Raw genomic sequence first — 19,121 nt, 5'->3', positions numbered from 1 at the left:
AGACCTCATTTTTTTTGTAAAATACTTTTTTTTCATAAATGGTATTATTAATCCTGCACTATAAACAAAGAGTTCAGAGTCTGCGATATTAGAAAGACTGCAGTTTGTACAATGAATGAAATGATTCCTGTTTCTTAGCTATTATACGAAATGAAAATATAAAATAATCTAATCTTTACTTCCTCTCCTTTGGAGAGGATTGGGGGGAGGAAAAATAATCAAACTATTTTATATTTCATTTGGTATTAGTTATTATTCATTTTGTAAGACAGATACAGACTTATGCTGCTGTTTTTTCCATCAGGTATGGTATAAGCAGTGCCTGCAAATTCTCTTTCTTTGCCTATTGCTGAAAATCCGTAATTGTAACGGGCACCAATTCCTATTGAATCAAAATCAAAACCGATTCCTCCTGAAATACCAATATCAGTTTTGCTGAAATCATCATTTTTATAAGTGTCTTTAAGGTCTATTAGATTTCCGTCTGCATTATTACTGACTTTGGCATCAATCAGATATGAAAAGTAAGGGCCTGAGTGAACAGTTAGGTTTTTGGTTATATTTATTTTTAGTAAAATAGGAACTTCGATATAGTTTAGCTGAAATTGTGTTTTTCCTGAGAAAACTGGATTGTTATAGGTTAGTTCTCCGCCTTTTTGTGTGTATAAAGCCTCTGGCTGTACAGAAATAATACCTGTTACAGGGAATGATAGATAAAAACCAGCATTAAAACTTGTCAATGCATTATTTTGGTTTACTTCTGTGTCATAAATTTTAGAAAAATTTACTCCTCCTTTTATTGAAAATTGGAATTCGCTTAGATCCGTCTGTGCATGAATATTGGTCAATGATAATCCCGTAAAAAGTAGTCCAGTTAAAAATTCGATTTGATTTTTCATAGTTTTGGTTTTTCATAGTTACATCAGAATCCTCATTCTTATGTTATATTATATTGGAGTTTTATATAGTTGTCATTCAGTGAGATATAGGCTATGTAAAAATATAAAACTTTTTTATATTAAGAAAATTTTTACTATTAAGTAGAGGTTATAATATTTTGGTTTTGTGAGCTTTGAGTTTTGGTGATTTTTAACTTTTTAGCTGCTTTCTGGATTTTTTTTTCTTTATTTCAGTTAATAATTGAGATAAGCATCTGTCTGAGTTAAGAACTGCCTATATAAAATTAATAATCCCTAAAAATTAAAAATTGGACGGATTTATTACAAATCGGCAATCCATTTTGTAATTTCATCTTTTGATTTACCAATTCTTTTTTGGATTTCCCCATACATTTCGTCTTCTTACCTTCTTCATACAATAAATCATCATCCGTAAGGTCAGCATATTTCTGTTTTAGTTTTCCCTTTATTTCATTCCAGTTTTCGCTTTAGCTTCTAAAAAAGTTTTTGCTACAGATTACAGATTTTAAAATCATTTTTTATCTATGAATCTGTGGCAAAATTTCATCAATTTTTGCAATCCAACCTTGCACTTTCAGTCTGCCTAACCTAATGAGGCTGTCCGAAAAGGACAGCTTTTTTTATGCTGCAAATTTCAAGAATCGATTTTGGGTTGGTTGATTAATGAAAAAATATTCTGTTACAGTATTTAAAAGGTAAATATGGTCTTTTAGGGCTCTATTTAGAACTCTGAAGGAAATTTTTAGATGAGTTTTCGACGCATCATTGTTCTTTGCTATCATTTTTCTAAAATTATGCCCGATAGCCATCAATAGAAATTCCATTTCCACTTTTTCGATGCTTGTGAAAGTAAACCGGTTGAATTTATTGTTGTTTTTTAGCTGTCCGAATACTGCTTCAACTTCTATTGGGCGTTTGCTTCGGTGTTCGAGTCCTTTTTCGCTTGTGAGCAGCTCTTTGGCTTTAGCCCTTAATTGGTTCAGGCGGTGGTTTATCTCTATTGTCCTGTTTCCTTTGGCTTGGTGACATAGACCTCTTAGCGGACATCCATGACATCTTTTTACTTGATAATAAGATACTTGTGATTCGTATCCGTTGGCCGATGTCCGTTTTCCACTGCCAATGTTTTCCATTCTTTGTCCCATTGGACACACATAAAAATCCTGCTGTATATTGTAGAACAAATTCTGGACAAGAAACGGATTGTCCTTCATTTTTTTCTTCTGTTCTTTGTGAAAATAATTATACTTTACATAGGCCGTTATATCTTTATTTTCAAGCATTTCGTAGTTTTCTTCGCTTCCATAACCAGCATCGGCTACAACTGTTTTGCTTTGTTTTTGATACATTTTTTCAAATTCCTCCAAATGGGATTTTAAAGTCGTAGTGTCGTTAGGTGTCTGATGAATGGTTACGTTGGTAATGAATTGATTTTCAGTAGAAATCTGAGGATTGTATGCAGGTTTTAACTGTCCGTTTTTCATATGGTCTTCCTTCATTCTCATAAAGGTAGCGTCAGGATCTGTCTTACTGTAGGAGTTTCTATTGCCTAAAATCACTAAATCTTTTTCGTATTTTTCAAGCTTTGGCAGGTGCTCTTCCTGAAGCTTTTGAAGCTCTTTGGTTATCTTCTTGTTGGGCTCTTTGAGTTTTTTATTGAGTTCTGATAATTTTTCTTTCAGCTCTTCCGAGTTTATTTTTTTTGGTAATTCTTCCTTGTTGACTTCTTGATTATCTGATAAAATACTGTTTTCAATGTCGGATAAGATACTGTTGATTTTTACTTCGAGCTTTTCTTTGTATTTCTCAATAGAACCCCGCCAGACAAAGGTGTATTTATTGGATTTGGCTTCTATTTTTGTTCCATCAATGTATTGGATATCCAGACTGACATAGCCCATTTCCACAAGCATTTTGACCACCTCTGCAAATAAATCTTTGATGTTTTCTTTTAAAATCTTTCCTCTAAAATCGTTAATGGTTCTAAAATCAGGAGTTGAGTTGCCTGAAATAAACATAAAATGAATGTTCTCAGTAAGTGCCTTTGCTATTTTTCGGCAGGAATAAGCGTTGCTTAAATAACTGTAAAACAAAACCTTAAGCATCATTCTGGGATGATAGGCCGAGGTGCCTCCTCCTTTATATATTTTAAGTATATGACTTATATCCAATGAATTGACAATCTTATCCACTAAGCGGACAGGATGGTTTTCTGAAATTTTATCAAAAATATTTATCGGAAAAAGTTCCGGTGTATTGATCGATTGCGATTTAAATATTACTTTAGCCATTGCTCGTTTTTTGTGCAACTCTAAGATACTATTTTAGATTAAAAACAGCAAAAAAAAGGCTGTCCTTACTTTTTGGACAGCCTCTGGTTTAGTTTTGTAGTGTTCATAATATTTCTTTAAAAATTAATAATTGATATATTCGTTTATTGAATCATTTTTCTTTTATGATATTTACAACTTTATCACAGCTTAGGCTCAAAACTCTTATACAATTGCTCAGTAATGTTGCAAAATTTCAAGTTTTTTAGATTCAACTTTGTAAATTTGCATCCCAGAACTAAACTTGATATGACAACACAACAGCTTTGCGAACAGATCAAAATCAAAAAATCATTTCTATGCGTAGGCTTAGATGTAGATTTGAATAAAATTCCGCAGCATTTATTAGAAACAGAAGATCCAATTTTCGAATTTAATAAGGCTATTATCGATGCAACTCATGATTTGGCAGTGGCATATAAGCCTAATACTGCATTCTTTGAGGCTTATGGAATAAAAGGATGGATTTCACTGCAGAAAACAATTGAGTATATCAATGAAAAACACCCAGAAATTTTCACTATCGCAGATGCCAAAAGAGGAGATATTGGGAACACGTCTTCGATGTATGCCAAAGCTTTTTTTGAGGATTTAAAATTTGACAGTGTGACTGTCGCTCCATATATGGGAAAAGATTCTGTTGAGCCTTTTCTTGCTTTCGAAAATAAACATACCATAATGCTGGCACTGACTTCTAATGATGGTGCTTTTGATTTTCAGACTTTGGAGGTGAATGGAAAGGAATTGTACAAACAGGTATTGGAAACTTCTAAAACATGGAAAAATTCTGAAAACTTAATGTATGTGATTGGTGCTACCAAAGCCGAGTATTTTACAGAAGTCCGTAAAATTGTTCCTGACAGTTTCCTGCTCGTGCCTGGTGTAGGCGCACAAGGAGGAAGTCTTTCAGAAGTTTGTAAATACGGAATGAATGATAATGTAGGTTTATTGATTAATTCTTCCCGAGCGATTCTTTATGCTTCAAACGGAACAGATTTTGCCGATGCAGCCAGAGCCGAAGCTTTGAAAATGCAGCAGGAAATGGAGGCTATTATTGGTTTAAAAGCTTAAATTGTTTAAGGTTTAAAGCAGTTCTCGCTTGAGAATAATTTAAACACAAAGTTCACAAAGACTTTCGCAGGGTTCGCAAAGTTTTTTGTGAACTTTGTTTTTTTCTTAGTGTTAAAAAAAAGTAATCCAAAAGTAAAAAATGAAACAATTAAAAGATCAGATCGGCTTTTCTCATTCTTTTGAAACGACTCCCAAACGCATTGTTTCTCTCGTGCCTTCCCAAACCGAACTGCTTTATGATTTGGGTTTGGAAGAAAATATTGCTGGAATCACTAAGTTTTGTGTGCATCCCTATCATCTCAAATCCACCAAGAAAATAGTTGGCGGTACCAAGAAAGTGAATTACGATAAAATCCGTTTATTGAATCCCGATATTATTATTTGTAATAAAGAAGAGAATACTCAGGGAATAGTCGAAGAATTAAAAAAAATCTGTACAGTGTGGGTGACTGATATTTTTACTTTAGAAGACAATTTTCAAATGATAACCGATTTTGGACAGCTCTTTGATAAGAGAACCGAAGCCAGAAAATGGAACGATAAATTGGCTTTTGCCTTGAGCGATTTTAAAAATTTTATCCAAGATTTTCCAATCAGGAACGTGGCTTATTTTATTTGGAAAAATCCATATATGACAGCTGGTTCAGGTACTTTTATAGATGAATTGTTAAAGCTGAATCATTTTCAGAATCAGTATGCTTCGCAGGAAAGATATCCCGAAATTGATCTTGAAAAAATGGATGCTGATGGAAGTTTGGATCTAGTGCTGCTTTCTTCAGAACCGTTTCCTTTTAAAGCGGAGGACGGTTATGATATAGTGAAATCTACAGATAATGCCCAAGCTGTTTTAGTGGACGGTGAAATGTTTTCATGGTACGGCACCCGATTGCTAAAGGCTTTTGATTACTTTAAATACTTACATAATAGCATTTAAAAAGTTTAGAAATCTAACAAATCAAAAGCGGAATGAACTAATAATCTGAAAAACCTGCAATTCAGAAGCCTAAAAAAGAACTATATTTGTCCAGCAAAAAAAACATAAGTGATTAATTATACATTATATAAGAACGAAAACAGCGATCAATGGGTCACGTTTGTGCATGGCGCAGGAGGAAGTTCGTCGATTTGGTTCAAGCAGATTAGAGATTTTAAAAAAAGCTACAATATTCTGTTATTGGATTTAAGAGGTCATGGAGAGTCCAAAACCACTTTAAAAACGGCATTCAAACAAAAATATACTTTTTCAGCCTTAGCTCATGATATTCTTGAAGTTTTGGATCATCTGAAAATTGAAAAATCACATTTTGTCGGAATATCATTAGGAACTATTCTAATTAGACAGCTGGCCGAAATGTACCCGGACAGAGTACAGAGCATGATTCTGGGCGGCGCTATCTTAAAAATGAATTTTCGTTCTCAGATTTTAATGCGTTTGGGGAATACTTTTAAATATGTACTGCCTTATTTGGTTTTGTATAAGTTTTTCGCATTTGTGATTATGCCTAAAAAAAATCATAAGCAGTCCCGATCACTTTTTATTACCGAAGCCAAAAAGCTGTACCAGAAAGAATTTATAAAATGGTTTAAACTCACAGCCGAGATAAATCCTGTGTTAAAGTGGTTTCGTCAGGTAGAATTGAATATTCCTACGCTTTATGTTATGGGAGAAGAAGATTATATGTTTCTGCCGGCTGTCCGTAAAGTAGTGGAAAGTCATTATAGATCATCCCAGTTATTTGTAATCGAAAATTGCGGACATGTAGTAAATGTTGAGCAGCCGAATGCTTTTAATACTGCAGTTTTATCTTTTATAAATAAACCAAAAATGGTCAGAGCGTAAATAAAAAATGCCTGCACCATTCTTGATGCAGGCAATTTTATGACTAACCAAAACCAAAATAATAAATAACCAGTTTATTACATTGCAAAGATCAGTATAATGTTTATGTTTTGCTGTTAAGGAATTGTTATTAGTTATTCTTAAAAAGTTAAGGTTTGAGATTTGTTTTTAACATATTAAAATTCTTATTTTTTTTTAATAAGCTGTTCTCTAGATTTGTATTGATTTTAATTTTTGTCCTGCAGTGCAAACACTTTTTTAAGAACATTTGATGTTCTGGCATTGATGTCGGTTCTGATGTTTTTTTCTTCAACAGCAATCATTTTAAATACTCCTTCAAGTGCTTTCTGTGTAATATAATCCGTAAGATCTGGATTTACTTTGGTAACAAATGGAATAGTATTGTACTGTTTTATGATTTTGGTCCAGATTACATCGGCGCCAACTTTACCAATTGACTGCTGCACCACGGGATTGAATTTTCCATAAAGCGGTGTCTGTGTCGATGACTGCAGATAAACAGTTGCAGCATTTTCATTTCCAAGCAGAATACTTTTTGCATCGGTTATGGTTATGTTTTTAATTGCTGTAACAAATATTGGAGTAGCTTCTTTTACAGCATCTTCAGCTGCTCTGTTCATGGCCAGTATGCCTTCATCTGCCAATTTTGACATGCCCATTTTTCGAAGTGTTTTGTCTAGTTTGGCTAATTCTTCGGGCATTAGGATTTTTACAGCTTCGTTTTTGTAAAAACCATCAAGAGCGGTCAGTTTCGAAACCTGTACCGATACGCCCTTGTTGAGAGCTTCTTTTAATCCGGCAGCAATATCTAAGCTGCTGTTGGAACTTGCTGCAGTGCTTATTTTATCTGTCGCTTTTTTTAAAATGTCTTTGAATTGTGCATTGCTGATTGCTGGCAGGATTAAGAACAGGAGTAGGGCTTTTTTCATTTTTGTTTTTAGTTAGCTGTGATTGATTGTTTTATAAGCCAGCTTTAGTTTTTAAGTATTATTTGTTTAGATTTTGTTTTTCTAATCGAAAATTGTATCAAGAATCTTTTTTGATAGTTATTGTACTGATTATTAAAGTTTTTTTTTAAAATCTGTGTAAATCTTTTTAATCTGTGGCTGACTCTATGCGTATTAGTGATATTAAGAAAACACAACCGTTTTGTTATTGTACACCATCGTTTTTCTTTCGGCATGTAATTTTATGGCTCTAGCTAGTACGATACGTTCCAGATCACGTCCTTTCATGATAAAATCTTCAATAGAATGGCTGTGGGAAACTCTTGAGATATCTTGTTCAATAATTGGTCCTTCGTCCAGTTCCTCTGTAACATAATGGCTAGTTGCACCAATAATTTTTACCCCGCGCTTAAAAGCGGAGTGATACGGTTTTGCACCCGGGAAAGCAGGAAGGAAAGAGTGGTGGATGTTAATAATTCTGTTTTTGTAAAGGGATATTAAATTTGGAGTGATAATCTGCATGTAGCGGGCCAGAACTATAAAATCAATATTAAATTCTTTTAATAGTTCAATCTGTGCTTTTTCGCCTTCTTCTTTGCTGTCTTTCGTAAAAGGAATATGATGAAACGGAATGCCAAAACGTTCGGCAGCGGGTTTTAAATCTTCGTGATTGCTTATGATTAAAGGGATTTCAAGAGGGAGTTCTCCAGCACAGTAGCGTCCTAAAATATCATACAGGCAATGATCATATTTTGATATAAATAAAGCCATTCTGGATTTTTGGTCTTGAGGATACATTGCCCAATTCATATTAAACGGAGAAGCAAGATTCTCCTGAAAATGGCTTTTTATAGATTCAATATTCCAATTAAGCTTACTGAATTCACATTCCAGCCGCATAAAAAATACGTTTTCATCTGCGTCAACATGCTGGTCAAGGTAAATAATATTTCCATCAATTGAAGCGATATAATTCGTTACCGAGGCAACAATCGCTTTTTTATCTTCACAATGGATAAGTATGGTAATTCTCTGCATTTGTTTAAATTTTCTAAAATAATTAGGAGCAATTCCTATGGATTTTTGAATGATGATGAACGATTTCTGATTTTAGATTTTTATACTGCTGAACGCAAAGATTATTGTTTTTTATAAGTTTTATAACTTCAAAAATCGAATATAGTTAATCAAAAATCTTAAATCATTTTTATTGGGTTAGGCATCGAAAATACCAATTTTTTGTGAAAACAGCCCTGTTTTCTTAGGAAAAAACAACGTTATCATATTTTGTGTTTTATATTGTTTTTGTTGATTTTTATTTTAAAATTTATGTAAATTGCGCTTTTAAATTATCATATTCATAAAATGGAATTAGTTAAACCCTACGTGCCCTTAAATAAAGTCCGAATCGTAACTGCCGCATCACTCTTTGACGGTCACGATGCTGCAATAAACATAATGAGAAGGATTATTCAGTCCACAGGAGTTGAAGTAATTCATCTTGGTCATGACCGAAGTGTAGAAGAAGTGGTGAACACCGCGATTCAGGAAGATGCTAATGCCATTGCGATGACTTCTTATCAAGGAGGACACAACGAATATTTTAAATACATGTATGATCTGCTTCAGGAAAAGGGTGCGGGGCATATCAAGATTTTTGGCGGTGGCGGAGGTGTTATTCTGCCATCTGAAATAGAAGAATTGCAGGCTTACGGAATTACCAGAATATACGCTCCCGATGATGGACGTGCGATGGGACTTCAGGGAATGATTAACGATTTAGTTGAACGTTCTGATTTTTCTATCGGAGATAAATTAACAAATGAATTGGATTTAATCGAAAATAAAACCCCTACTGCAATTGCACGTTTAATTTCGGCAGCTGAGAATTTTCCTGAAATAGCAAAGCCTTTTTTTGATACAATTCACGAAAAAAATAAAACATCAAAGATTCCTGTTCTTGGAATTACAGGAACCGGCGGCGCAGGAAAATCATCATTGGTAGACGAATTAGTGCGCCGATTTTTAATCGATTTTCCAGAAAAAACAATCGGATTAATTTCTGTTGATCCTTCAAAGCGTAAAACTGGCGGTGCATTATTGGGAGACAGAATCCGTATGAATGCGATAAACAATCCTCGTGTATATATGCGTTCGTTGGCTACGCGCCAATCCAATCTGGCATTGTCAAAATATGTAGCCGAAGCTATTGAGGTTTTAAAAGCGGCCAAATATGATATTATAATTCTGGAAACTTCTGGTATTGGTCAATCGGATACGGAAATTATGGATCATTCGGATGTTTCTTTATATGTAATGACACCCGAATTTGGTGCTGCTACTCAATTGGAAAAAATTGATATGCTTGATTTTGCCGATCTGGTAGCTCTTAATAAATTCGACAAACGCGGTGCTTTGGATGCTATCCGTGACGTGAAAAAACAATACCAGCGCAATCATAATCTTTGGGATGTAAACCCGGATCAAATGCCGGTTTATGGAACGATTGCTTCGCAGTTCAACGATCCAGGGATGAATACTTTGTATAAATCTATCATGGACAAAATCGTTGAAAAAACGGATGCTGATTTGAAATCGACTTTTGAAATTACCCGTGAAATGAGCGAGAAAATCTTTGTGATTCCTCCTCATAGAACCCGTTATTTGTCTGAAATTGCTGAAAATAACAGGAAATACGATACTATAGCTTTGAGTCAGGAGCAAGTGGCTCAAAAATTATATGGAATTTTCAAAACGCTCGAAAGTGTATCTGGAAAAGTTCCCGTGATTAACAAAGCTGGAATTGACGATAGTTCAGTTCTTCCAAGTGCATTGGCAGAACATGATGATAACAGAATTTTTATCAATCTTCTGCTGCATCAATTTGATAAAGTAAAAATGGATCTGGATCCTTATAATTGGGAAATGATTCTCAATTGGGACGAAAAAGTAAGTAAATATAAAAATCCAGTATATACTTTTCAGGTTCGTGACAAGGAAATAAAAATGGCAACACATACGGAGTCGCTGTCCCATTCTCAAATTCCAAAAGTCGCGATGCCAAAGTACAAAGCTTGGGGCGATATTCTGCGCTGGTGTCTGCAGGAGAATGTTCCTGGAGAATTTCCTTTTGCTTCTGGTTTGTACCCGTTTAAACGTGACGGAGAAGATCCTTCTAGAATGTTTGCCGGCGAAGGCGGACCTGAAAGAACTAACAAACGGTTTCATTATGTAAGTGCAGGACTGCCGGCAAAAAGACTTTCGACTGCTTTTGACAGTGTTACTTTGTATGGAAATGATCCGCATCTGCGTCCTGATATTTATGGGAAAATTGGAAATGCCGGAGTTTCAATCTGCTGTCTGGATGATGCTAAAAAATTATACTCGGGATTTGATTTGGTTCACGCAATGACATCTGTGAGTATGACGATTAATGGTCCGGCACCAATGCTGCTCGGTTTTTTTATGAATGCTGCTATTGATCAGCAGTGTGAGCATTATATCCATGAAAACAATCTGGAAGATGAGGTTTTAGATAAAATCAATAAAATTTATGCAGCAAAAGGAGTAGAGCGCCCGCACTATCAAGGCGATTTGCCTGAAGGGAATAACGGATTAGGTCTGTTTCTTCTGGGAGTAACGGGAGATCAGGTTTTACCTCTGGAGGTTTATGAAAAGATAAAAGCTAAAACGCTCAAAAAAGTCAGAGGAACGGTTCAGGCTGATATTTTAAAAGAAGATCAGGCACAGAATACCTGTATTTTTTCAACCGAATTTGCATTGCGATTGATGGGTGATGTTCAGGAATATTTTATTGCCCAAAATGTCAGAAACTTTTATTCGGTTTCAATTTCGGGTTATCATATTGCCGAGGCTGGTGCGAATCCAATTACGCAGCTGGCTTTCACACTTTCAAACGGTTTTACTTATGTAGAATATTATTTGAGCCGTGGAATGGATATCAACGATTTCGGACCTAATCTGTCGTTCTTTTTTTCCAATGGTGTCGATCCGGAATATGCTGTAATTGGTCGTGTTGCTCGTAAAATTTGGGCGAAAGCCATGAAAAATAAATACGGTGCCAATGAAAGAGCCCAGATGCTGAAATATCACATTCAGACTTCGGGACGTTCACTGCATGCGCAGGAAATCGATTTCAATGATATTCGTACGACTTTACAGGCGCTGTATGCAATATATGATAACTGCAATTCACTGCACACTAATGCTTATGACGAAGCAATTACAACGCCAACTGAGGAATCGGTGCGAAGAGCAATGGCAATCCAGCTGATTATTAATAAAGAATTAGGTCTGGCCAAAAACGAGAATCCTATTCAGGGCTCATTTATAATCGAAGAGCTGACCGATTTAGTTGAAGAGGCAGTTTTACAGGAATTTGACAGAATTACAGAGCGAGGCGGAGTGCTTGGAGCCATGGAAACGATGTACCAGCGTTCTAAGATTCAAGAGGAGAGTCTGTATTATGAAACCTTGAAACATACGGGAGAATTCCCGATTGTGGGGGTAAATACATTCCTGAGTTCGAAAGGTTCTCCAACGGTTATTCCAGCAGAAGTAATTCGTGCTGCCGAAGAGGAAAAACAATATCAGATTACTATGCTGAAAAATCTGCATCAGTGCCATGCCGATTTGGTAAAGGAACATTTAGCGACGCTGCAGGAAGCTGCAGTAAAAGGAGATAATTTATTTGAACATCTGATGGAAGCAACAAAGGTTTGTTCATTAGGGCAGATTACCGAAGCTTTATTTGAAGTAGGAGGACAGTATAGACGAAATATGTAATTATTAATTCTTCTGTAATAATTTAAAAAACAAAGAGGCTGTCCAAAAAGTAAGGACAGCCTTTTTTTTGCTGTTTTTAATCTAAAATAGTATCTTAGAGTTGCACAAAAAACGAGCAATGGCTAAAGTAATATTTAAATCGCAATCGATCAATACACCGGAACTTTTTCCGATAAATATTTTTGATAAAATTTCAGAAAACCATCCTGTCCGCTTAGTGGATAAGATTGTCAATTCATTGGATATAAGTCATATACTTAAAATATATAAAGGAGGAGGCACCTCGGCCTATCATCCCAGAATGATGCTTAAGGTTTTGTTTTACAGTTATTTAAGCAACACTTATTCCTGCCGAAAAATAGCAAAGGCACTTACTGAGAACATTCATTTTATGTTTATTTCAGGCAACTCAACTCCTGATTTTAGAACCATTAACGATTTTAGAGGAAAGATTTTAAAAGAAAACATCAAAGATTTATTTGCAGAGGTGGTCAAAATGCTTGTGGAAATGGGCTATGTCAGTCTGGATATCCAATACATTGATGGAACAAAAATAGAAGCCAAATCCAATAAATACACCTTTGTCTGGCGGGGTTCTATAGAGAAATACAAAGAAAAGCTCGAAGTAAAAATCAACAGTATCTTATCCGACATTGAAAACAGTATTTTATCAGATAATCAAGAAGTCAACAAGGAAGAATTACCAAAAAAAATAAACTCGGAAGAGCTGAAAGAAAAATTATCAGAACTCAATAAAAAACTCAAAGAGCCCAACAAGAAGATAACCAAAGAGCTTGAAAAGCTTCAGGAAGAGCACCTGCCAAAGCTTGAAAAATACGAAAAAGATTTAGTGATTTTAGGCAATAGAAACTCCTACAGTAAGACAGATCCTGACGCTACCTTTATGAGAATGAAGGAAGACCATATGAAAAACGGACAGTTAAAACCTGCATACAATCCTCAGATTTCTACTGAAAATCAATTCATTACCAACGTAACCATTCATCAGACACCTAACGACACTACGACTTTAAAATCCCATTTGGAGGAATTTGAAAAAATGTATCAAAAACAAAGCAAAACAGTTGTAGCCGATGCTGGTTATGGAAGCGAAGAAAACTACGAAATGCTTGAAAATAAAGACATAACGACCTATGTAAAGTATAATTATTTTCACAAAGAACAGAAGAAAAAAATGAAGGACAATCCGTTTCTTGTCCAGAATTTGTTCTACAATATACAGCAGGATTTTTATGTGTGTCCAATGGGACAAAGAATGGAAAACATTGGCAGTGGAAAACGGACATCGGCCAACGGATACGAATCACAAGTATCTTATTATCAAGCAAAAAGATGTGATGGATGTCCACTTAGAAGTTTGTGCCATAAAGCCAAAGGAAACAGAACAATAGAAGTAAACCACCGCCTGAACCAATTAAGGGCTCAGGCCAAAGAGCTGCTCATGAGCGAAAAAGGACTCGAACACCGAAGCAAACGCCCAATAGAAGTTGAAGCAGTATTCGGACAGCTAAAAAACAACAATAAATTCAACCGGTTTACTTTCACAAGCATCGAAAAAGTGGAAATGGAATTTCTATTGATGGCTATCGGGCATAATTTTAGAAAAATGATAGCAAAGAACAATGATGCGTCGAAAACTCATCTAAAAATTTCCTTCAGAGTTCTAAATAGAGCCCTAAAAGACCATATTTACCTTTTAAATACTGTAACAGAATATTTTTTCATTAATCAACCAACCCAAAATCGATTCCTGAAATTTGCAGCATAAAAAAAGCTGTCCTTTTCGGACAGCCTCTTTGTGAATTAGTAAGACCTAAAAGGACAAGCTTAGTTAGTAGCTATATTTTGGTCTTGAATAGATTTTTTTGATAAAGTTGATCCTTCTCTTGTAACAACAATTTCGTGAGTTACTTTTTTAGAGTTGATTACTACTTCTAAAAAGTAAGTTCCTTCTGGGAATTCTTCTAAGCTGTAAGTTTTCAAAATACCTTCTTTCCCAGTAACTGTTTCAGTATAGATAATGTTATGAAATCTGTCAGTAATAGCTACATTCGCTTTTTGAATTTGATTTACAGCAAAACTAATTTCTTTGCCATTACCGCTCAATACTCTTAGTGAGAAATCACCATTGATTGCATAAGTGCTGATTGTTGTCATTGTAACTAATACAGCTAAACTAAGTTTTAAAATCGTTTTCATATGTTCTGTTTTTAAATTTATTGGTTTAAATTTCTTTTACAAATGTACTAGGATAATCGATTGCACAACACAACAGGATTTTCCAATTTATATGTTATTTTAACCTTACGAAAACGTTGTATGTTAAAAATAGATAATATAGGACTGTTTTTTGGTAAATTTGAATAGTTTTTTAAATAAACGCTCATGAAAAAAATTAGCCCGGCATTAGAAGTTATTACCCCGACTTTTGGCAGTTCGTTTACTTTTGCAAAATATGTTGAAAATGAGAACTGTAAAGCGGATCTCTGGCACTATCATCCCGAAATGGAACTTGTTTTTGTAAACGGAGGTTCTGGAAAGAGACAGATAGGAAGCCATATTTCGTATTATTCAGATGGAGATTTGGTATTAATAGGCAGTAATCTGCCTCATTGCGGATTTACAAACGAACAAACGGGGAATAAAAATGAAATTGTTATTCAATTGCCTGCTGATTTTCTAGGAAGCGATTTTTTGAAAGTTCCAGAACTAAAAAACATTCAGCAGCTTTTTAAGAGAGCAAAAGCAGGAATTGCATTTGGTAAAGAAACCATAAAAAGGATTGCACCTATTATTGATGAGATGGGAAACCGTTCTTATTTTGATCGATTATTACGGATGATTCGGATTTTGAATGACTTAGGGATGAGTGATGAATACACCATTTTGAATGCAGATGGTTTTACGTTAGAAATGCAGGTTCAGGATAGCGATAGGATCAATGTGGTTTTTAATTATGTAAAAGACCATTTTCAGGAACCTATTCAGCTGGAAACTGTTTCAAACATGGTCAGTATGACAACTCCCTCTTTCTGCAGATATTTTAAAAAAATAACCAACAAGACCTTTACCAATTTTGTAAACGATTATCGTCTGGTTCACGCTTCAAAGCTTTTGTCGGAGAATACTAAAAGTATTACTGAGATATGTTTTGAAAGCGGGTTTAATAATTTTAGCCATTTTAACAAATCTTTTAAAGCATTTACTGGAAAAAGTGCTTCACAATACAGGAATGAATTAAAGTCTATGATTGAGTAATTTATCTGCTAAACCATTATGGACTGAAAGTCCATGGATTTGGTTAGGCAGACTGAAATCTGCGTGGTTGGATTGCGAAAATTGATCAAATTTTGCTACAGATTCATAGATAAAAAATGATTTTAAAATCTGTGAATCTGTGGCAAAAACTTTTTTAGAAGCTAAAGCGAGATGCACTGAAAGTGCATAGTTTTAAACTCTATTTAATGCCAATAAAGTAAGTTTTGTTTTAGGAAATTGTATATTTACAGTTCACCATTATAAAAGAAGAATATGAGAAAGTTACTTATAATAGGTATTGTGTTTTTATTTGGCAATACCGTTTTGTCTTTTGCATCAACAGTTGATACTCTGCAGATTCCTAGTGCTGCTATGGGTAAAACGTATAAAGCTGCAGTAGTATTACCAAATTCGTATGCCAAAGGAAAAGCAGTTTATCCTGTTCTTTATCTTTTGCATGGAGCTTACGGGCATTTTGCCGATTGGTTATCGAACACTCCCAATAAAAATACTGTTAAAGATTTAGCCGACCAGTATAATATTATAATTGTAATGCCGGAAGGCGAAACGTTTAGTTTTTATCTTGACAGTCCTGTAAATAAAAGCAGTCAGTTTGAAACCTACATCACTTCCGAAGTGATTCAGAAAATTGATAAAACATACCGAACTGTTAATGACAAAAAAGGCCGTGTTATCGCGGGACTGTCTATGGGAGGGCACGGTGCTTTATCGCTTTCGGCTAAACATCCCGAATTGTTCTGCGCAGCTGGAAGCATGAGCGGAGCAGTAGATATGGGAATAATGTTAGGAAGGGAACCGAATGATCAAGTTATAAAATTAATGCAGCCTATTTTTGGTGATCAAAGCAGTAAGCCGGACTTATATGTGCAAAATGCTGTAATGGGTATGGTTGATAAAATTAAAGCCAATAAACTAGCTTTAATTATAGATTGCGGTGTTGATGATTTTCTTATTGAATCCAATAGAGAACTGCATAGAAGGCTGGTTTATGGTAAAGTTTCCCATGATTATACCGAAAGACCAGGCGCACATACATGGGAATACTGGGAAAATGCATTGCCGTATCAGGTACTTTTTTTTAGTAAAGTTTTAAAAAGCAATGGTGTCTTGATTAATTAGAATTTATCAATTTTAGTTTTACTGTACTAATAGATAATTTTGAAGCTTTTTTTGAGTTATAACAATAGGTATATAGGTTTTTTTAATCGATAACGATTGAGTTTTTGTGAATGAATTTTTAATAAATAATTTTTTTGGCTTGATTTTTGAAATACCTTTATCGAACTTTAAATATAAATAAGATGAAAAAAATAATTACACTTTTGGCGGTTATAGGAATGTTTGGTTTTCAAGGCTGTGAAGGGCCAGAAGGACCTCCGGGAGAGCCAGGACCAGATAGTGAGGTTTTTGAGGTTTCAAAAATTAATTTCAGCTCAACAAATGGCTATGCACCGATGATTTTGCTTTCTCCTGCAATCAAAAAATCGCAAATGGTTTTGGTTTATAGATTATCGGGTTCAACTGATGGAGGAGAAGATATTTGGAAATCACTCCCTGAAACATATTATCTTAATGATGGAAGACGAGATTTTGGATTCAAATTTGATTTTAGTATTAATGATGTTAGTATCTTTATGGAAGGAAATGATTTAGGAAGTGTTCTTCCAAGTTTTAGACTAAATCAAATATTTAGAATTGTAATTATTCCGGGGTATTTAACATATCCAACATCAAAAACGACTAACAAAAAAGTTGATTATTCAGATTATAATGCTGTTATTAAAGCTTATGGTATTGATGATAGAAATGTTAAAAAATTGAATTAGATTATTTGAAACAATAACAAAAAAAAGGAAATCTCTTGATTTCCTTTTTTTTATGCCTAACGAAATATTAATTTTTCACAAATGTTTTTTGAGCAATATTGATGCCGTTATATTCAATTTTGATAATGTAAGTTCCTGTTATTAAATTTGAAACATTAATGCTTATTAAATTTGGATTTATAATGGAAAAATTATTTGAACTTACCACCATGCCCATAATATTAATAATACTTATTTTAGTTTGTGAAATATCTAAGGTGCTATTCTCAATATTGAGGATTGAAGTTGTTGGATTTGGATAAATTTTCGTGCTTTCTGGATCTGAGCTTCCAGTTAGTGAAACTTCATTACTGTAACTAGATAGTGATCCATTAATCCATTTATTATCAAAAACTGTATAGTTGATTTTAGTAATTCTTCTATAATTATAATTTGATTCAAGAGAGAAGCTAGCTTGACCTCCTCGTCCCCCATTATTCGCAACTACTTTTATAGAATTAGGTAAGTAATCTTTAGATATGGCTCCAGAAATATCTAACCAAGATCCTGTACTTCGACCAATTAACTGACTTTGCCATTGATAGGAAATAGATGTTATTTGGAGATTTGTTCCTGTAATATTAGAATCTTGAATGATTGGAGTAGAGCCAATAATTGTTTGAGGACTGTCAAATTCTGTGAGGGATGTTATTTTTAAGTTTTGATCGCAACAAATAGTATTGTTGTTTCCCATTCCTCTTGACATTATTTTTACTTCATTACTCACCCTTGATATGTTTTTGTAGCTGACGATTCTTCTTATGATGTAGTAATTGTCTTCGGATTTTGAATCCAATAGACTAGGATTAAAATCATTTAAACTGCCTAGATTCTCATTTGAGATTGCAATCCAAAGTTTTTTACCATTGGGATTATTTTTGTCAATTTTTGTATATTCCCATTTATAATTTTCTACTTGAGAGATTTCATCACCTCTTACATATATGTGAGATGGATCGTTTAAAATATTTAAATCTACAAATGATGTTTGCCCCATTATACTGATTGATTTTAAACTAGAGAATTCACAATAGCCTTCTGAATTTTCAGGGATATTACTTATAGAAATTTTATTGGACAGTATTGGTGAAGGAACCACAGTAATTGTTACAGTATTGCTTTTATTAGGTAAGTTAGTACTAGAGTTGTATCCTAAGCTTCTTGTAATTGTAATATTTTTAAGCTCAGTTGTATAATCGAAATTTAAGGTTTTATTAATTTTATCTATTTCAAAAGGTAGGCTACTGTTGATGCTGAATGAGCTGTTTATACCATAACCATAATTTTCATATGGATTTGCATATTGTGAACCAACTATTGGGGCTGGTTTGTCACCAAGTCTTACTGTCTGGTTACAGCATAAAGTATTTGATATGTTTGCTGGGTTTGGCGCATCGGCAGGTATTCCACTTCCTCCAGTACTGCTTGATTGTCTTATAACAGAAATGGGGTCGCTTTTATATATTGTACCAGAATAAGTTTTATACTCTGCATAAATAATACCACCACTAGGATCGAAATTTGAAAATTCTAATGAAATGTTAAAACTTCTTTCTGCTGTTGTGCTTCCTAAGAAAAGCATTTCTCCACCGTTGCCTCCTGTAGGGGCAAAAGCAGGAGATGAAGCACTTTTTTGTTGATAAATATTAATGGTGCCAGGACTGCTGTCATTTGGGGCGATTTTTAATGCTACTTTAACAGATAGTGTAACGGTTGAGCTATTAACAGAGCCTAAATTGATTGGTCCGGTACTTATATTTGCACCATTTACCGTTATCGGCGTTAGTGTAACTTTTTGTCCTACTGCTAATAAATTGGTAAGTAACAAAAGAACTAAATAAAGATAATTTTTTTTCATAATGTTTGCTTTTTTTGATGAATTAATCAATGGTGTAAAAATATTACAATTTTTATATTTTGTACTAAAAATTACCTGATTTAACATAAGATTTTTATGTTAAATTAAAAGTGTAATATAATAAAAAAGGGAAATCATTTCGATTTCCCTTTTTTATTATATT

At 34.2% G+C, this 19,121-nt stretch carries 14 protein-coding genes; 8 read left to right on the top strand and 6 right to left on the bottom strand.

Translation table 11 applies throughout. The annotated features are described in order from the left end of the window. Positions 1-245: 245 nt before the first annotated feature. Positions 246-899, bottom strand: a complete 654-nt coding sequence (locus tag OZP07_RS15345; RefSeq protein ID WP_194644021.1) for a porin family protein — start codon at positions 897-899, stop codon at positions 246-248. A 641-nt stretch (positions 900-1,540) separates the two neighbouring features. Continuing rightward, on the bottom strand, positions 1,541-3,211 hold the full coding sequence (locus tag OZP07_RS15335) for an IS1182 family transposase (protein WP_349293643.1): 1,671 nt from the start codon (positions 3,209-3,211) through the stop codon (positions 1,541-1,543). A 288-nt stretch (positions 3,212-3,499) separates the two neighbouring features. Between OZP07_RS15335 and pyrF the strand changes: the two genes are divergently transcribed. From pyrF to OZP07_RS15320, 3 genes are all read left to right on the top strand, one after another. Next, on the top strand, positions 3,500-4,321 hold the full coding sequence (gene pyrF, locus OZP07_RS15330; protein WP_281635781.1) for an orotidine-5'-phosphate decarboxylase: 822 nt from the start codon (positions 3,500-3,502) through the stop codon (positions 4,319-4,321). Positions 4,322-4,460: 139 nt separating this feature from the next. Beyond that, on the top strand, positions 4,461-5,255 hold the full coding sequence (locus OZP07_RS15325) for an ABC transporter substrate-binding protein (RefSeq protein ID WP_281635780.1): 795 nt from the start codon (positions 4,461-4,463) through the stop codon (positions 5,253-5,255). 108 nt (positions 5,256-5,363) lie between these two features. Then, positions 5,364-6,161 (top strand): alpha/beta fold hydrolase, encoded by a 798-nt coding sequence (locus OZP07_RS15320; protein ID WP_194644027.1) that lies wholly within the window; start codon positions 5,364-5,366, stop codon positions 6,159-6,161. A 227-nt stretch (positions 6,162-6,388) separates the two neighbouring features. On the opposite strand, the gene OZP07_RS15315 is transcribed toward OZP07_RS15320, so the two are convergent. Continuing rightward, positions 6,389-7,111, bottom strand: a complete 723-nt coding sequence (locus tag OZP07_RS15315; protein ID WP_194644029.1) for a DUF4197 domain-containing protein — start codon at positions 7,109-7,111, stop codon at positions 6,389-6,391. 201 nt (positions 7,112-7,312) lie between these two features. Then, complete coding sequence (purU, locus tag OZP07_RS15310; protein ID WP_194644031.1) at positions 7,313-8,167, bottom strand: formyltetrahydrofolate deformylase; 855 nt, start codon at positions 8,165-8,167, stop codon at positions 7,313-7,315. 327 nt (positions 8,168-8,494) lie between these two features. On the opposite strand from purU, the gene OZP07_RS15305 reads away from it, so the two are divergent. Together OZP07_RS15305 and OZP07_RS15300 are read left to right on the top strand one after the other, a co-directional pair. After that, positions 8,495-11,935, top strand: coding sequence for a methylmalonyl-CoA mutase family protein (locus tag OZP07_RS15305; RefSeq protein WP_281635779.1), 3,441 nt, complete (start codon positions 8,495-8,497; stop codon positions 11,933-11,935). A gap of 118 nt (positions 11,936-12,053) precedes the next feature. Further along, the gene (locus OZP07_RS15300) at positions 12,054-13,724 is read left to right on the top strand and encodes an IS1182 family transposase (protein WP_349293642.1); all 1,671 of its coding nucleotides are present in this window, start codon (positions 12,054-12,056) and stop codon (positions 13,722-13,724) included. A gap of 59 nt (positions 13,725-13,783) precedes the next feature. Here OZP07_RS15300 and OZP07_RS15295 read toward each other — a convergent pair whose 3' ends face one another. Further along, positions 13,784-14,155 (bottom strand): T9SS type A sorting domain-containing protein, encoded by a 372-nt coding sequence (locus OZP07_RS15295; RefSeq protein ID WP_281635778.1) that lies wholly within the window; start codon positions 14,153-14,155, stop codon positions 13,784-13,786. Between the two features lie 186 nt (positions 14,156-14,341). Between OZP07_RS15295 and OZP07_RS15290 the strand changes: the two genes are divergently transcribed. The 3 genes from OZP07_RS15290 (at position 14,342) to OZP07_RS15280 (ending at position 17,061) form a co-directional block, all read left to right on the top strand. Next, positions 14,342-15,214 (top strand): AraC family transcriptional regulator, encoded by an 873-nt coding sequence (locus OZP07_RS15290; protein WP_194644037.1) that lies wholly within the window; start codon positions 14,342-14,344, stop codon positions 15,212-15,214. 273 nt (positions 15,215-15,487) lie between these two features. After that, positions 15,488-16,354 carry an alpha/beta hydrolase gene (locus tag OZP07_RS15285; protein WP_281635777.1) on the top strand — a complete coding sequence of 289 codons (867 nt, stop codon included), beginning with the start codon at positions 15,488-15,490 and terminating at the stop codon, positions 16,352-16,354. A 182-nt stretch (positions 16,355-16,536) separates the two neighbouring features. Continuing rightward, complete coding sequence (locus OZP07_RS15280) at positions 16,537-17,061, top strand: hypothetical protein (protein WP_281635776.1); 525 nt, start codon at positions 16,537-16,539, stop codon at positions 17,059-17,061. A gap of 67 nt (positions 17,062-17,128) precedes the next feature. On the opposite strand, the gene OZP07_RS15275 is transcribed toward OZP07_RS15280, so the two are convergent. After that, positions 17,129-19,045, bottom strand: coding sequence for a T9SS type A sorting domain-containing protein (locus tag OZP07_RS15275; RefSeq protein ID WP_281635775.1), 1,917 nt, complete (start codon positions 19,043-19,045; stop codon positions 17,129-17,131). Positions 19,046-19,121: the final 76 nt, after the last annotated feature.

Origin of the sequence: Flavobacterium marginilacus, from assembly GCF_026870155.1 — a bacterium.
GTDB classification, from domain to species: Bacteria; Bacteroidota; Bacteroidia; order Flavobacteriales; family Flavobacteriaceae; genus Flavobacterium; species Flavobacterium marginilacus.
Note: the sequence above shows the minus strand (reverse complement) of the source record. Positions and strands in the feature narration are given on the sequence as shown.

What these genes read in the sequence shown, in the direction of transcription:
- OZP07_RS15305 (WP_281635779.1), top strand. Translation starts at nt 8,495, where the DNA reads ATGGAATTAGTTAAACCCTACGTGCCCTTAAATAAAGTCCGAATCGTA.
- OZP07_RS15275 (WP_281635775.1), bottom strand. Translation starts at nt 19,045, where the DNA reads ATGTTAAATCAGGTAATTTTTAGTACAAAATATAAAAATTGTAATATT.
- pyrF (WP_281635781.1), top strand. Translation starts at nt 3,500, where the DNA reads ATGACAACACAACAGCTTTGCGAACAGATCAAAATCAAAAAATCATTT.
- purU (WP_194644031.1), bottom strand. Translation starts at nt 8,167, where the DNA reads ATGCAGAGAATTACCATACTTATCCATTGTGAAGATAAAAAAGCGATT.
- OZP07_RS15290 (WP_194644037.1), top strand. Translation starts at nt 14,342, where the DNA reads ATGAAAAAAATTAGCCCGGCATTAGAAGTTATTACCCCGACTTTTGGC.
- OZP07_RS15325 (WP_281635780.1), top strand. Translation starts at nt 4,461, where the DNA reads ATGAAACAATTAAAAGATCAGATCGGCTTTTCTCATTCTTTTGAAACG.
- OZP07_RS15335 (WP_349293643.1), bottom strand. Translation starts at nt 3,211, where the DNA reads ATGGCTAAAGTAATATTTAAATCGCAATCGATCAATACACCGGAACTT.
- OZP07_RS15345 (WP_194644021.1), bottom strand. Translation starts at nt 899, where the DNA reads ATGAAAAATCAAATCGAATTTTTAACTGGACTACTTTTTACGGGATTA.
- OZP07_RS15315 (WP_194644029.1), bottom strand. Translation starts at nt 7,111, where the DNA reads ATGAAAAAAGCCCTACTCCTGTTCTTAATCCTGCCAGCAATCAGCAAT.
- OZP07_RS15295 (WP_281635778.1), bottom strand. Translation starts at nt 14,155, where the DNA reads ATGAAAACGATTTTAAAACTTAGTTTAGCTGTATTAGTTACAATGACA.
- OZP07_RS15300 (WP_349293642.1), top strand. Translation starts at nt 12,054, where the DNA reads ATGGCTAAAGTAATATTTAAATCGCAATCGATCAATACACCGGAACTT.
- OZP07_RS15280 (WP_281635776.1), top strand. Translation starts at nt 16,537, where the DNA reads ATGAAAAAAATAATTACACTTTTGGCGGTTATAGGAATGTTTGGTTTT.
- OZP07_RS15285 (WP_281635777.1), top strand. Translation starts at nt 15,488, where the DNA reads ATGAGAAAGTTACTTATAATAGGTATTGTGTTTTTATTTGGCAATACC.